This is a genomic window from Mesorhizobium sp. M0276 (assembly GCF_040321755.1).
In the GTDB taxonomy this organism is placed as follows: Bacteria; Pseudomonadota; Alphaproteobacteria; order Rhizobiales; family Rhizobiaceae; genus Mesorhizobium.
Window position 1 is genome coordinate 1 of the sequence record NZ_JAMYSC010000048.1, and the last position, 13,428, is coordinate 13,428.

The following is a 13,428-nucleotide window of genomic DNA, read 5'->3' on the forward strand; positions in this document are numbered from 1 at the left end:
TGACCTTCACGCATCGCCATCATAAAGCCCGCCGCGCGCACGCGCCTGTGCCAATCATGCGGCCTTCGTCGTATGCGTACGGCGCGCCTGCGAGGATGTGGTCGTTCAGGCTCCGGCGCCCGCCCGGCTGATCGAGAGCGGTTTGCCAACCGAGGCGACGGTCGCTCAGGTGCTGGTGTCCAAATATGCTGACCACCTGCCGCTCTATCGTCAGGCGCAGATCTATGCCCGGCAGGGCATCAATCTCGACCGGTCCACGCTCGCCGACTGGGTCGGCCGCGCCGCCTGGCACCTTCGTCCGGTGCATGAGCGGCTGCTTGGCAAGCTGAAGACTTCACCGAAGCTCTTTGCTGACGAAACCACGGCGCCGGTGCTCGATCCGGGCCGCGGCAAGACGAAGACTGGGCAGCTGTGGGCCTATGCCCGCGATGACCGCCCATGGAATGGAAGCGACCCGCCGGGCGTCGCCTATGTCTATGCGCCGGACCGAAAGGCCGAGCGTCCGATCGCTCATCTCGCAGGCTTCAGCGGAATCCTTCAGGTCGACGGCTATGGCGGCTATCGCGTGCTGGCCGAGAAAAGCGGCGTGACGCTCGCCTTCTGCTGGGCACACGTGCGCCGGCGCTTCTATGAACTGGCGGCAGCCGGTCCCGCGCCGATTGCCAGCGAGGCGCTGAGACGGATCGCCGAGCTCTACAAGATCGAAGACGTCATCCGCGGCCGGTCGGCTGACGAACGCCGCGCGATGCGTCAGGAAAATAGCCGCGCTATCATTGCCGATCTCGAACCTTGGCTGCGCGAAAAGCTCGGCCTGATTAGCCAGAAGACCAAGCTCGCCGAGGCAATCCGCTACACGCTTGCGCTGGGAAGGCCTGACCCGCTTCCTCGACGACGGCCGCATCGAGATCGACTCCAATACAGTCGAGCGCTCCATTCGTCCGATCGCGCTCAATCGGAAGAAACGCCCTTTTTGCAGGCTCTGATGGCGGCGACGAACACTGGGCAGTCGTCGCCTCGCTGATCGAAAGCGCCTTATGCCGCGCGCAGCATAAGCAGGTTTATGCCGACCGGCGAACTATGCCGAGCGCCTCGTCCGATCATGGCGGTATGATGCGCTTTGCCCACCATTTCGACCAAGAAGCCGTCGTTGACACTCGGCATAGTTCTCATGCTCAAAGGGCGTTCAGGAACTCAAGAAGCCGGTCGTTTGGCCGAAATCGTTCGGCCTTTGCGCGTTCGTATGGCTTCAGCTTGGCAAGTGCGGATTCCTTCAGCTCGAGATCGTGCGTGAAGATAGGTCAGCGTCGTTTCCATCGCCTCATGGCCCAGCCATAAGGCGATGACCGAACAATCGACGCCCGCCTGCAGCAGCTCCATGGCAGCGCTGTGCCTCAAAACATGGGCGACACCCGCTTCGAGCGGAGGGTGACGCAGTGTTCGCGAGCCTTGGCGACATATTTGTTCAGCAGCGCCTGCACGCCGTCGGCGCTCAGTTTGCCGCCGTGCGTGTTCGGAAAGAGAGCCGTTGCGCCTAAGCTATGCCGATCCAGCTACCGCTATGTTGAGGAAAGTGTTGGTAAAAACTTGCTCACTCGGCATAGTTCGCCGGTCGGCATAAACCTGCAAACTCAACGGCGTCGAGCCCCTCGGCTATCTCGCCGATGTCCTCACCAGGATCGTCAATGGCCACCCGAACAGCCAGATCGACGACCTGCTGCCCTGGGCCTACATCCCGGCTCCCGAACTCAGGGCCGTGGCCTGAGAACAGCTGATGTTCGCTGTCAAGGTTTGGAACGCAGGAGGTCGCCCGATCCGAGGAACGCTGATCAATCTGATAGTCGCGCATGGGTGACGGGTTGTCGATGGCCGCCGAAAATGTCAGTGCTACCAAAGCCCCGACCCCCGGCACACTCATCAGGTTGCGCACCTGCCCATCGCGACTTGCCAATCCGACAAGACGCTTCTCGATCGTCTTGAACTCGCACAGCAGCACCGCTCGGGTCTTGAGAAGAGCCTCGGCAATCTGCTGCAGCGTGTCATGATGGGCGACCAGTTCGCGAACCCGCCGCTCAAACGTCTTCGGCGTCGTCGGGCCAACCTTCAGGCCAAAGCCGCGCAAGACCCCGCGGATGCTCATCTCGACATCGTGCCGCTTCGACTGCAGGAGCTTGCGCGTGGTCAGCAGGGCGCGGACCTCCTGTGCCGGCAGTGACTTGCAGTGCACGGGGCGGAACCAGCCAAGCCGCATGAGCTGTGCAATGCCGCGCGCATCCTTGCGATCCGTCTTCACCGGCATCGCCTTGAAGGCGTCGCGCACGTGGCGCGTCTCGAGAAGCTCCACTGCCAGGCCGGACGCCTGCAGCCCAGCAAATAGCCATTGCGACAGCGGGCCTGCCTCCAGGCCAATCCGCGCAAGCGGTACTTCGAGCGCCGCAAACCAGGCGATCAGCGCCTCCGGCTCGCTCGCCACCTTCGCTTCCCGCACAATCTTGCCCTGCCCATCAACCACACAGACACTTGAGCATTCCAATGACACATCAATCCCGGCATAATAATCCACGGTCGTGTCTCCTTGATGTTTGGCGCTGGCTTCGGCCATGACGCCGTTCACACCATCATTGTGAGGGACGACCGCCTCGACCGAAAGTCTGGCCGCGGCGCCAGAGGCCCGTTACCCCATCTAGCCGCTGCATCCGCAGCACCAAATCGATCAACTCTTCCTTCGTCAGACGCTGCAGATCAGCGCCATCCATATCCCCATAGATTCAGGGGTTGTGCCCCTGACAAACGACGCTGACCTATCTTCACGCACATCTTGAGCTGAAGGAATCCGCACTTGACAAGCTGAAGCCATACGAACGCGCCAAGGCCGAACGATTTCGACCAAACGACAGGGTTCTTGAGTTCCTGAACGCTCTTTGAGCATCAGAACTATGCGAGTGTCAACGAACCGGTTCTTGGTCGGAATGGCGGGCAAAGCGCTTCATACCGCCATGATCGGAAGAGGCGCTCGGCATAGTTCGGCGGTCGGCAAAAACATGCAAGCTCAACGGCGTCGAGGCCTCACACCTACCTCGCTGACGTTATCGCCCGGATCGTCGCCGGCCATCCACAAAGCACATCGACGATCTGCTGCCTTGGGCCTACAGACCCATGCCGCTCAAGGCCGTGGCCTGTAAACAACGGCTACCCAGCACGTCCGACTGCGTCAGGTCTACGGCATGCGCATGCCCCCCTCGCCGATGGCTGTGCCAAATGCGGATGGCGTCGGCATAGGCCGGCCGCGTCTGATGCTTCCAGCCGCCGGCCGACCGCGCAGCTCCTTGCGGATGTGGTCGATGAGAAGGTCGATGCTGCGGTTTCTGGCGACGCGCGCGAGCGTCTCTCGGGTGACCGGCTCGCCTGCCGCGAAGATCGTCGCCTCGACGCGATATCACGCAAACCTTAGTTCAGAATCGTTGCCCTGAGTGCGTATGTGCGGTTGCACTTTTGAATCGTCGCGCATGATGAATAGATAATAGAGGAAATTAAATCGCCGCGACCACTGCCATCCAGATATCTTAAGCCCCGACGATTCGATCATAGGTCTGAAAGTGTCGATATGTGAGCCCCTGCCATTTTCAATCAAAACTATGAGGCCATCGCGCTCAAGATGCTTGCGAATTCCCGAAAAAACATCACGATGCAAAAGCCACTTATCGTCCACATATATACGCGGCTCCGTATCAAGATTGTTCATATTGCGCTCAACATAGTGGGGCGGATTGCCAACGACGAGGTCAAACTTCTCAGAATCTGGCAACGCCAGAAGTCCGTCTCCCTGATAAATTGTCACACGATCTTCGATGTCATTCTGGCATGCAGTATATTTTGCGGCGTCAATTGCAGGAAGATAGAAGTCTGCTAGACAAAGATGCTCAGAAATATTGCCAGCCAACATCGAATATCCGATAAATCCAGGGCCACTGCACCATTCGAACATACGCTGGAAGCGAGGTTTGTTTTTGAAGCGATCGAAAAGATCGCGGTAATCGTCAGCGAATTCGAGGCCGCCGCCATCTAAGTTGTCGGTATAATAGACAGAAATGCCGTTCCAGCTTTTGGACTTGTAGTCGGCCCGGAGAGCTTCAGAAGCGGGCGTTGTGGGGGTGGTGCGAGACATCATCGGGTGTGTATCCTTAAGTTGCTGCCTCTCTCAAAGTGAAGTCAGGGTTATCCATTTGCAACTACAACAACTGCTAGTTGCAAATAGAGCCGAAAGCTAGAGCACGTCCCGTGATCGATGAGTCGAATGTGATGTGACTGAACTGCCCGCTGGTGATTCAACGTCCGTCTCGACGCAGGTGGACGATGGGAAAGGCACTGAGCGGCGACCCTCGGTCGCGTGTGGTGAAGGTTGGACGAAGGCATGTCGGCACGGCAGGCTGCGGCGCGGTTCGGGGTTGGGGTATCGAGCGCGATACGATGGATTGCGCGGGCAAAGATCGGCGAACGGATGCCGCGGCGGCAGGGTCGGCGCCGCGCTTCCAGCCTCGATGTGCACGAAGCCTTCATCGTGGGAATGATCGAGAAGCGCAAGGACATCACACTGAACGAGATGGTGGCTCGGCTGGAGACCGAGCGGTTGGTAAAGATCAGCCGCAGCGCCCTGAGCGCCTAGCTCGGCCGGCACGGCTGGACGTTCAAAAAAGTCCGCGCATGCACTGGAGCAACAAGTCGGCGCGCATCGTGTGGGCATTGATGGCCAGAGGCGGAACCTATCGAACGCCGGCCGTAGCAGGATAGTCCGCTCCTCGAGCGGGCTGCCATGGTGCAGAATCCTGCCTCTGTGCGTGCGGGTAAGCGCCGAAGCCCAGACGGCGGAATCATCATCAAGTCAGCCGTAGCTGTCTTTGGTTGATAAAGGCGGCGTTGTATGGCGTACTTTATCGCGATGCCCCTGACACGATAGGACCGGCGTCGGCAGACATCGTTGCAGAATCCGGTTGGCCAGGCGCTTTCGGGGCACGCTGGGGTTTGGCTGGTATTGGCATAGGCCTTTCAGGCTGCGGTCGGTGCCGACATCTGCGTCACCTCTAGAGTTCACGTTCGTGGCCCTTCCGGTTGAGGATTCATGGTGGGTCTACCCGCCATCCGTCCAAGGCTCTATGGGAAAGCCGGAGGCGCAGGGCAGTCTGACAACCTGCCAAGACCCAGGTACCGCATTAGGAAGGAATCCAGTATTGCCGCTTTTCCAATCGATAATTCGCCACCTGAAATCCCCGGACCTGTTTGGCGCCATCGACCTCAATGCCGGCACTTGGCACGCCAGTCAGTAGGCGGACATTCGAGGTCCATAACCCGTCGACCGGCGAATTGCTGGCGGGGCGTTGTCACGTTGTTTGAAATGTGACCGCGTGAGGCCGACACCGCGCTTTTCAGGCAGGCCGTGCACTCACGGCTTCCCACGCGGCCATGGCGTGGCGTCGATGGGTTCGAACTTGTGCTGCGGAGCGGTTGGTCTGGGATGGGACGAAGAGATTTCGGACGGCGGAGAAGATCGACACGAAATGCTGCCTTGAGCCGACCGACCGGAAACCCTGTCGCGTTCGTTCCCGTTTTCGGAACGGCAGGTGAGAATTCTCCGCCCGGTTGTTCAAGCCTTTATGCGAGCGTATTCCACGTTGGGCATGAGCTGGCGTTTGGCCGCCCCGTAGGAGCGCAATTTGTCGGTGATCATACGCTTTGGCGCCAGACCCTGCTTCTTCAGAAGTCGCGTCAGCAGGCGCCTGGCGGCCTTGGTGTTGCGACGCGTCTGGACAGTCTCGTCGAGCACATATCCGTCCTGATCAACCTTCCACAACCAGCATTTTTGACCGTTGATGCGCACCACGACTTTATCCAGGTGCCAGACATCGTCTTTCGTTGGTGCCTTGCGGCGTATGCGGCGCGCATAATCAGGGCCGTGCTTTCGGCACCATCGGCGGATAGTCTCGTAGGAAACGACGATCCCGCGATCGAGCAGCATTTCCTCTATCATCGCGCAAGCTCAGATTGAAGCGGAAGTGAGCCAGACAGCACGGGCCACGATTTCGATCGGATAGCGGTGGTTCTTCTCTGGTTGCCGCCCTTGATGCAAGAAGCTTTTCAACCTGCTGTGGCTAGTGATCGAGTGCGTTCTTCTCTCAGGCCTTTTCATCTCGGCATTTCGAGAAGCCGCTGGCCCGGATGGTGATCTGCGGACCCGGTCCAAATCTTGTAGGCGAGCTCTCAGCTCGAAGAACCACACTGGTTTTCCCGATCCAGATCTTTTCGATCATTATGCCCATTCAGGTCGTCGACTTCCTACACCTCCTTCACCGACGCCAGCTTGCGGTGGTGCATATCCATCATGCAGCCGCCACTCGCGCCGGATCTCGATAATCTTCTTTCTTCGTTATCATCGCCCAAATCGCCCGTGCCATCTTGTTCGCAAGCGCGATCGCGACGCAACATGAGCGGCTTGCGGCGCAGCATCCGTGCCAGCCATGATCCCTCGACGATCGATTTACGGCCTAGCACGGTCAGGCGTGACATGGCGCCGCTGATCAACAAAGTTCGGGTCGGTCTGCCCGGCCTTCGAAACGCGTCCAAGTCGCTCCTTGCCGCCGGAGGTGTATTGGCGTGGCACGAGGCCAAGCCAAGCCGCAAAGTCCCGTCCGCGTTTGAAGCTCTCCATCGGTGGAGCAAAGCCGCTGATCGCCAATGCGGTTTGCGGCCCGACACCAGGCACTGTCTGCAGTCGCCGCCCTGTATCGGTCTCCATTGACAGGGCTCTGGCCTTCTTCGTTTTGGATTCGATCCGCGCTGTCTTCTCGGCAATCTGCTCAATCAGATCTCGGCATTCCTCGCGAACCAGCGTGGGCAGATCACTGTACTGTTAGGCTCCTCCAGGATGCTCTCAATCCGCTTCACATGCGCGATTCCTTTTGGAACGACATGGCCATATTCATACAGCACCGAACGCAGAGCATTCACAAGCTCGGTGCGCTGATGGAGAAGCCGCTCCCGGGCTCGGAACAACACAGCGCAGGCCTGCTGATCTTCCGACTTCGGTTGGACAAAACGCATCTCGGGACGCTGTGCTGCAACGACGATTGCTCGGCGCGAGTTCGGCATTGACTCCGATCTTCCGCAATGTAGCTGCGAGGAGCTGAGCGGCATTGCTGGCCTCCGCCCAATTCGTGGATTGGAGAATGACGACTTTCTCGCCTGCATATTCGGCCTCCATGAAGAGTTGCCTGGCCTTTTCCGGGTCGCCGCCCTTCTTGAACCATCCGGTGTTTTCGTCGTTGGATACAAGGGTATCGCTTCCAAATATCGAACTGATGGTTTGGTGTTGGCATGATGTTTCCTTGAGCGCCGGCCTTCCGTCGCCGCAACTGCAGCTTAAGCGAGGAAACGATAATGGCAACGCCGGTCACCATGGTATCCGCTGGGCGCGCGCATCAACGGGCGCGAAGTCGAACTTCTTCGGGACCAGCTAAGTCTGCCTGCTTGGCCATCCCGAGCTCCTCTAGGCGGATTGCGCGGCGACGGGCTAGTTCGACATGGGGGTGGGGCACGTCGGCGCGATGCAAAGATATATATATATATATATATAGAGAGCGGCTGCGCGTCTTATTACCACGGAGCTGGTTAGCAGGCGGTTACAGCCAGGAGGTGAGCTGGCTCTTGTGCATCTTGATCAGGCTTTCGGCCTGGCCGCGGGCGCAGGAGATCACGTCATAGAAGTGCTCGGCCGAGCCGCTATCGAGGTTGGTGACGAGCGTTTGCCCAGACGACCATCCAAGCGGGAGCAACTGTCGTAGCAGCGGAAGTCCCCGAAGCCCCCCGATCGAACCAGCCCAGCCAAGCTGTGCGCCGATGTCTGCGCGTTCAAAAATCCGCATCAGCGATCCGCCCGTTTTACGACGGCGTGCAAAAGCATGTTGAGCCCTGCGCGGAAATCTGCGGGCTCGCAGGATTCGTTACTGTTGTGGGTGATGCCGCCCTTGCAGGGCGTAAAGATCATCGCGCTCGGGCAATGCATCGCCATATGATAGGCGTCATGCCCTGCTTGAGAGTGGATGTCGCGCCAGTTATAGCCTTGTCGAACTGCCTCGTCGCGGATGCTGTCGATAAGCTTCCCCTCGAAGATGTCGCCCCCCCAAAACCATTCGTCCTCAACCACGACGACACAGCCCGCCATGGCGGCACTGGCCTTGGCGGCACGACGCATCTTTTCGGCCATGACCCGGGCCGTCACGGGATCGGGGTGGCGTACATCCGCCACGCACTGGGCCCTATCAGAAAGAATACCCGGCTTATTCGGCCACGCAGCGAGGCGCGAACCAGTGGCCTTGCCGTCATTGATGGCGAATTCCCAACCAATGTCGTCGACCGCGGTCAGAAATCGAGCCCCGGCGATCAGCGCGTTGCGGCGTAGGTCCATCGGCGTCGGGCCGGTGTGGGCCGTTTCGCCTTCGAAGCGCACACGCATGCCGTGGGTCGGGTACGCGCCGGTGACAACCCCTACCTCGCGCCTCTCTGCGTCGAGGAGAGGCCCCTGCTCGATGTGCAGCTCGAAATAGGCGTCGATCTCGCCCGCCTTGCAAGGCTTGTCGCCCTTGTAGCCAATTCGCTCAAGCTCATCGACGAAACGTGGGCCGTCATCGGCAATCAAGTTGTAGACCCACTCGCGTTCGTACCGCCCGACAAAACAGCCAGAGGCTACCATCGGCGGAGAAAACCTCGCGCCTTCTTCGTTGGTCCAATCGACGACGATTATGGGCCGTTTGGTCACATGCCCAACATCGTTAAGCGTGCGCACAAGTTCGAGACCTGCAAGCACACCGCCAATCCCATCGAAGCGACCGCCGTTGATCTGGGTATCGAGATGGCTACCGATCAAGATCGGCGGTAGTTCGTCGTCCGTACCCTTACGCCTTGCGAAGATCGAGCCGAGTTCGTCGATTTCGACGCTCAACCCCGCCTCCCCGCACCAGTGACAAAATAGATTGCGCATCTCGCGATCGGTATCCGTTAGCGTTAGACGCGAAAGTCCGCCCGGACGGCCCTCCCCGATCTTGGCGGAGGCTTCGATCGTCGACCAAAAACGATCGAGGGACACACGAGCTTCGGGAGAAATTGTCATAGCTTACCTCTTTAGCGTAGTTTGAGGACACTTGGCGCTGGTGGGGCCTGTGTGATCTCGGGGTATATATGATCAGCAGCAGCGGAACCGCGCCAATCGAGTAAGCAGTTAACGCAACCCGGACGAGATCCCGCCAGTCGCTGCGGCCATCGCACCGAAGTCCAAAGACAGTGTCTTCCCACCGTTCCGGAACCTTTGTTTTGTCGGTCGAACATTTCGTAAGTCCGAAGTAGGCTCCGATCGCATGGAAATTCTCCAAATCGTGACGGGTCGTCGACCGCCGCGCAAATAGTGAACGTCCCCTACGATCGTTCCGCTCGCGTCCACAATGCACACGCTGCCCTGGTTCGCACTCCGTTCCAGCACCACCATTCTGCGGGAGAGCCAAATTCTTGGCTACTCAACCGGAAGCGCCAGCCCACTATGGCATCTAGTCCAGACTGGAGAATAAACGGCGATTTCGGATTCGTCTTGCAATCAATCTTCCGCAACGTGACATTCTGATTCAGATTTTCATTTCTCGGTCGAGCGGGAAGATTGGCCGCGGCACGTTCCGAAAAGCCAGTTTTTCACAATTCGGTGTAGTGAGAGCCCCGCTGTCACAGACGATTACCTCACCGGCAATAGGCTCGAAGGCAGCGCGGAAATGCTGCATTGATTTCAGGCCAACTACGGTCTTTGCAGCAGGATCGATGCCAAAGGCGCGAAATTGCTGCAAGTCCAATATCTGTGCTGGCTCGCTTACCACGAGAATGTCGATCCCCTTGACGCGCAAGACTGCAGTTTTACCCCAGGAAAAACTCATTCCGCCATACATCGCACCATCGCAGGTATAGGAGCCATCGCTGATAAGGCAGACCTCGCCTTCAAGTTCCAAGGGCCCCCCTCCGAAGCTTGGATCGCATTTGCCGCCCAGTTGTACCTGCACGCGGTCGCCGAGAGTGTGGCCATGCAAGTGCTTGGCTGTTTCCGCATCAACCATCGGCCCAAAGGCGGCATCCTCAATTCCGGCCTCTATCATCGCCTTCAACAGATTGGTCGAATCGCCATAGGCCCCAGCGCCGGGATTGTCCGCATAGTCCGCGATGATCAACGGGCCCGTACCGCGCGCATATGCCTGGGCGATCTTCGCCGCCTCCTCGACGGAGAGATAAGAGTTTATTACATCAAAGCGCTTTTTCCATATGTCATCGGCGATCTCTTCAGCGAAGGCGCGATGCTTATCTTCATTGCCGTCGTAGGTGACTGTGACAGTTGGACCTATCTCGCGGATATCGGCATAGGCGAACCCGGCATTGATGTTGACTGCGAGCACGCCAGGTTCTTGCTCATAGGCTATGGCTTTCGCTATCCGCTCGACCATCGGACCGGCATCGGTGCGCCCGCCATTCACTTCTGACAACAGCGGACGATGGGCGCGCAGCGTGCGCGGTCGAATTTCACCCTTCATGGTCCTATAAAGAATTGCGCCGGCATGCCGGCCAGTCTCCCGCATATCGACGTGAGGATAAGTCTTATAAGACACCATTATATCTGCAAGCTCACACATTTTCTGCGTCACGTTGGAGTGAGGATCAAGCGTGATCGCAATAGGCATGTCAGGTCCGACCACTGCACGTAGCCGCTCAAGGAGTTCGCCTTCCCCATCTTCGCAGAACTCGGTGACCATGGCGCCTTGAAACGCAAGCAGGATCCCGTCGAGCTTTTCCTTGTGCACGCCAGCGGCGTTGATGATGGCGCCACCCAAGCGATCAAAAGCATCCCGAGTTACAACGCCTGCCGGTTCGGCGGCAGCGCTGAGAACATGCGTTTGCTTCCAGCCGTAGTCGCGCGCGCAGTCGCAAAAACCGGCCAGCTCGGCATTAACATGGCCCAGCTTCTTGATAGCATCGTCGCCGAAATAGACAAAGTACTTCGTGAATGCGTTATAGCCGGCGGACCTCTTGTTGAAGGTATTCGACTCGTGGGTGAAACAGGCGGTTAGAACATTGAAGGACATAATTAAGCTCTTATTGAGGAACAGGAAAATTGCTAACCGCGATCCAATATGGATGCGGTCTAGAGGTTGAGGTCTGTCAGGGCCACGCTATTGGTGACTTCATATTTGCCCCAGTCGCGACCCGTAGGTGTAGCCCTCTTCAAGGGATCTCGTCGCGATTGTAGCCGTCATCACGCCGGGCTGGGCCTATATCGTGTGAATCTTCCTGCATTGCTTCCTCGATAGGTTGACTGCTGACTGGCCTAAGCTGTCGTGGCCGAAGCATTCGCTGCTTCAGCCAGGTGGCCAGGGATGTCCGACGCCGGAGCACGCACATGGCAGGCCACATCGCGCCCATCTGCCATCGGCACCAAAGGCGGTATCGCTACGCGGCAGCGCTCGACCGCGAGCGGGCAGCGCGGATGGAACGCGCACCCGCTCGGCGGGTTGATCGGACTTGGCACCTCGCCCTCGACGGGCGCCTCCAACCGCACTCGCGTCGGATCCGGCACAGGTGCCGCCGCGATCAGCGCCTCGGTGTAGGGGTGGACCGGCTTGGCGAACAGCGCCTCACAAGGGGCGAGCTCCACAATCCGTCCCAGATACATGACCGCGACGCGATGCGCGATATGCTCGACGACGCCGAGGTCATGCGAGATGAAGACGAAGGCGAGGCCCATCTGCTGCTGCAGATCCATGAGCAGGTTCAGGATCTGTGCCTGCACGGAGACATCCAGGGCTGACACCGCCTCGTCGGCGATGATGAGCGAGGGCTTGAGTGATAGCGCGCGAGCAATGCCGAGCCGCTGGCGCTGGCCACCCGACAACTCGGATGGCAGCCTGTGCATCATCTCGGGCGCCATGCCAACCTTCTGGAGGAGGTCCGCGGCAAGTGCGTTGCGCTGCTTGCGGCTGAGACGCTCGAAATTCTCGACGGGTTCGGTAATAATCTGCCCAGCGGTAAGGCGCGGGTTCAGCGATGAGTAAGGGTCCTGAAACACCATCTGCATCCGACGGCGATGCGCGCGAAGCTCGTGCTTCTTGAGGCCCGCAATATCGGTCCCGTCGATGAGCACGCGCCCACCAGTCGGATCGACGAGCCGCATCAATAGGCGTGCGACCGTCGATTTGCCGCAGCCGGATTCGCCGACGATGCAGAGCGTCTCGCCCGCCTCAACCGAGAAGGACACTCCCTCAACGGCGCGCACCACAGAAAAAGGCTTCTTCAAGAACCCCGCACCGAGCGGATAATGCTTGGTCAGATTCTCGACTTGCAGCAAAGGACCACTCATGCGCCCATCACCTCTTCGGCGCGCCAGCAAGCGGCGGCGTGGCTCGACCCGACATCACGCAGGATGGGCGTCTTCTCGCGGCAAATGTCGATCGCGAACGGGCAACGAGGCGCAAAGCTGCACCCGACAATGGGCTCGCGAAGACTTGGGACAATGCCGGGAATTTCTGGCAGACGGCGCTGTCGGCCCTGCCGCCGGTCAGGCACGGAGCGCATGAGAGCCTGGGTGTACGGATGCATGGGACGCGCGAACAGATCCGTCACAGCCGCTTGCTCGACGATCCGGCCGGCATACATGACGATGACGCGCTGGCATGTCTCGGCGACGACGCCCAGATCATGCGTGATGAACATCACGGCCGTTCCCATGCGCTCTTTCAGATCAACGATCAACCGCAGGATCTGCGCTTGGATGGTGACGTCGAGCGCCGTCGTCGGCTCGTCGGCGATCAGCAGTTCCGGCGAACAGGCAAGGGCCATGGCGATCATGACGCGTTGGCGCATGCCGCCCGACATTTCATACGGATAGTTATTGACGCGACGCTCAGGGTCCGAGACGCGGACGAACCGGAGCATTTCTTCGGCCTTGGCAGTCGCAATTGGACGGGAGGCTCCCGTGTGAATCTGTACCGCTTCGGCGATCTGGTGGCCGACTGTGTAGACCGGGTTGAGGCTCGTCATCGGGTCCTGGAAGATCATCGCGATCTTGTCACCGCGGATCTTGCGCATCTCTCGTTCAGACAGATTCAGGAGATCCCGTCCACCGAAGCGGATCTCACCGCCGACGGTCTTGGCGGTCAGCTTCGGCAGCAGGCGAAGAATGGAGAGGGCGGTGACACTCTTCCCGCACCCAGATTCGCCCACGACCCCAAGCGTTTCGCCTTTCATCACCTGGAAGCTGATGCCACCCAGGGCGCGGGTGACGCTTTCTTCGCCGTAAAAGTGTGTCTCAAGGTCTCGAACGTCGAGAAGCACGTCTTGCCTTACAGTGTTATGCATTTGCAT

General features: G+C 59.1%; 10 protein-coding genes and 7 pseudogenes. 3 read left to right on the forward strand and 14 right to left on the reverse strand.

Annotation, left to right across the window (positions count from 1 at the left end; genetic code table 11):
- Positions 1-82: 82 nt before the first annotated feature.
- A pseudogene (gene tnpC, locus NKJ01_RS28305) lies at positions 83-1,062 on the forward strand (IS66 family transposase); the annotation flags it as partial.
- A gap of 129 nt (positions 1,063-1,191) precedes the next feature.
- Here tnpC and NKJ01_RS28310 read toward each other — a convergent pair.
- Positions 1,192-1,458 (reverse strand): tyrosine-type recombinase/integrase, encoded by a 267-nt coding sequence (locus NKJ01_RS28310; RefSeq protein WP_352733146.1) that lies wholly within the window; start codon positions 1,456-1,458, stop codon positions 1,192-1,194.
- Between the two features lie 160 nt (positions 1,459-1,618).
- On the opposite strand from NKJ01_RS28310, the pseudogene NKJ01_RS28315 reads away from it, so the two are divergent.
- Positions 1,619-1,762: pseudogene (locus NKJ01_RS28315) on the forward strand (transposase domain-containing protein); the annotation flags it as partial.
- 87 nt (positions 1,763-1,849) lie between these two features.
- Here the strand turns inward: NKJ01_RS28315 and NKJ01_RS28320 are convergent.
- The 3 genes and pseudogenes from NKJ01_RS28320 to NKJ01_RS28330 all read right to left on the reverse strand — a co-directional run.
- Positions 1,850-2,560, reverse strand: a pseudogene (locus tag NKJ01_RS28320) (IS110 family RNA-guided transposase); the annotation flags it as partial.
- A gap of 616 nt (positions 2,561-3,176) precedes the next feature.
- Positions 3,177-3,415 (reverse strand): annotated as a pseudogene (locus NKJ01_RS28325) (SMC-Scp complex subunit ScpB); the annotation flags it as partial.
- A gap of 18 nt (positions 3,416-3,433) precedes the next feature.
- Entirely contained in the window at positions 3,434-4,162 is a 729-nt protein-coding gene (locus tag NKJ01_RS28330; protein ID WP_352733070.1) for a methyltransferase, read from the reverse strand.
- Positions 4,163-4,350: 188 nt separating this feature from the next.
- Between NKJ01_RS28330 and NKJ01_RS28335 the strand changes: the two are divergent.
- Positions 4,351-4,748 (forward strand): annotated as a pseudogene (locus NKJ01_RS28335) (transposase); the annotation flags it as partial.
- 669 nt (positions 4,749-5,417) lie between these two features.
- Here NKJ01_RS28335 and NKJ01_RS28340 read toward each other — a convergent pair.
- The 10 genes and pseudogenes from NKJ01_RS28340 to NKJ01_RS28385 all read right to left on the reverse strand — a co-directional run bounded on the left by NKJ01_RS28340 (position 5,418) and on the right by NKJ01_RS28385 (position 13,428).
- Positions 5,418-6,118, reverse strand: a pseudogene (locus tag NKJ01_RS28340) (IS6 family transposase).
- 206 nt (positions 6,119-6,324) lie between these two features.
- Entirely contained in the window at positions 6,325-6,555 is a 231-nt protein-coding gene (locus NKJ01_RS28345) for a hypothetical protein (protein WP_352733073.1), read from the reverse strand.
- The gene (locus NKJ01_RS28350) at positions 6,527-6,784 is read right to left on the reverse strand and encodes a transposase (RefSeq protein WP_352733076.1); all 258 of its coding nucleotides are present in this window, start codon (positions 6,782-6,784) and stop codon (positions 6,527-6,529) included. Before NKJ01_RS28350 ends, NKJ01_RS28345 begins: the two co-directional genes overlap by 29 nt.
- Positions 6,785-6,849: 65 nt before the next feature.
- Entirely contained in the window at positions 6,850-7,137 is a 288-nt protein-coding gene (locus tag NKJ01_RS28355; RefSeq protein ID WP_352733155.1) for a hypothetical protein, read from the reverse strand.
- A pseudogene (locus NKJ01_RS28360) lies at positions 7,091-7,351 on the reverse strand (ABC transporter substrate-binding protein); the annotation flags it as partial. The gene NKJ01_RS28355 and the pseudogene NKJ01_RS28360, both read right to left, overlap by 47 nt.
- 316 nt (positions 7,352-7,667) lie before the next feature.
- Positions 7,668-7,910, reverse strand: a complete 243-nt coding sequence (locus NKJ01_RS28365) for a hypothetical protein (RefSeq protein WP_352733157.1) — start codon at positions 7,908-7,910, stop codon at positions 7,668-7,670.
- Positions 7,910-9,154, reverse strand: a complete 1,245-nt coding sequence (locus NKJ01_RS28370; protein WP_352733079.1) for a Zn-dependent hydrolase — start codon at positions 9,152-9,154, stop codon at positions 7,910-7,912. Before NKJ01_RS28370 ends, NKJ01_RS28365 begins: the two co-directional genes overlap by 1 nt.
- 505 nt (positions 9,155-9,659) lie before the next feature.
- Positions 9,660-11,153, reverse strand: coding sequence for a M81 family metallopeptidase (locus tag NKJ01_RS28375; RefSeq protein WP_352733082.1), 1,494 nt, complete (start codon positions 11,151-11,153; stop codon positions 9,660-9,662).
- Positions 11,154-11,395: 242 nt separating this feature from the next.
- Complete coding sequence (locus NKJ01_RS28380) at positions 11,396-12,424, reverse strand: ABC transporter ATP-binding protein (RefSeq protein ID WP_352733149.1); 1,029 nt, start codon at positions 12,422-12,424, stop codon at positions 11,396-11,398.
- Positions 12,421-13,428: an ABC transporter ATP-binding protein gene (locus NKJ01_RS28385; protein WP_352733085.1), complete on the reverse strand. Its 1,008-nt coding sequence runs from the start codon at positions 13,426-13,428 to the stop codon at positions 12,421-12,423. The genes NKJ01_RS28380 and NKJ01_RS28385 overlap by 4 nt, the downstream gene beginning before the upstream one ends.

Coding starts and splice junctions, on each gene's coding strand:
- NKJ01_RS28345 (WP_352733073.1), bottom strand. CDS start 6,555: ATGTCACGCCTGACCGTGCTAGGCCGTAAATCGATCGTCGAGGGATCA.
- NKJ01_RS28370 (WP_352733079.1), bottom strand. CDS start 9,154: ATGACAATTTCTCCCGAAGCTCGTGTGTCCCTCGATCGTTTTTGGTCG.
- NKJ01_RS28380 (WP_352733149.1), bottom strand. CDS start 12,424: ATGAGTGGTCCTTTGCTGCAAGTCGAGAATCTGACCAAGCATTATCCG.
- NKJ01_RS28330 (WP_352733070.1), bottom strand. CDS start 4,162: ATGTCTCGCACCACCCCCACAACGCCCGCTTCTGAAGCTCTCCGGGCC.
- NKJ01_RS28355 (WP_352733155.1), bottom strand. CDS start 7,137: ATGCCGAACTCGCGCCGAGCAATCGTCGTTGCAGCACAGCGTCCCGAG.
- NKJ01_RS28375 (WP_352733082.1), bottom strand. CDS start 11,153: ATGTCCTTCAATGTTCTAACCGCCTGTTTCACCCACGAGTCGAATACC.
- NKJ01_RS28350 (WP_352733076.1), bottom strand. CDS start 6,784: ATGGAGACCGATACAGGGCGGCGACTGCAGACAGTGCCTGGTGTCGGG.
- NKJ01_RS28365 (WP_352733157.1), bottom strand. CDS start 7,910: ATGCGGATTTTTGAACGCGCAGACATCGGCGCACAGCTTGGCTGGGCT.
- NKJ01_RS28385 (WP_352733085.1), bottom strand. CDS start 13,428: ATGCAAATGCATAACACTGTAAGGCAAGACGTGCTTCTCGACGTTCGA.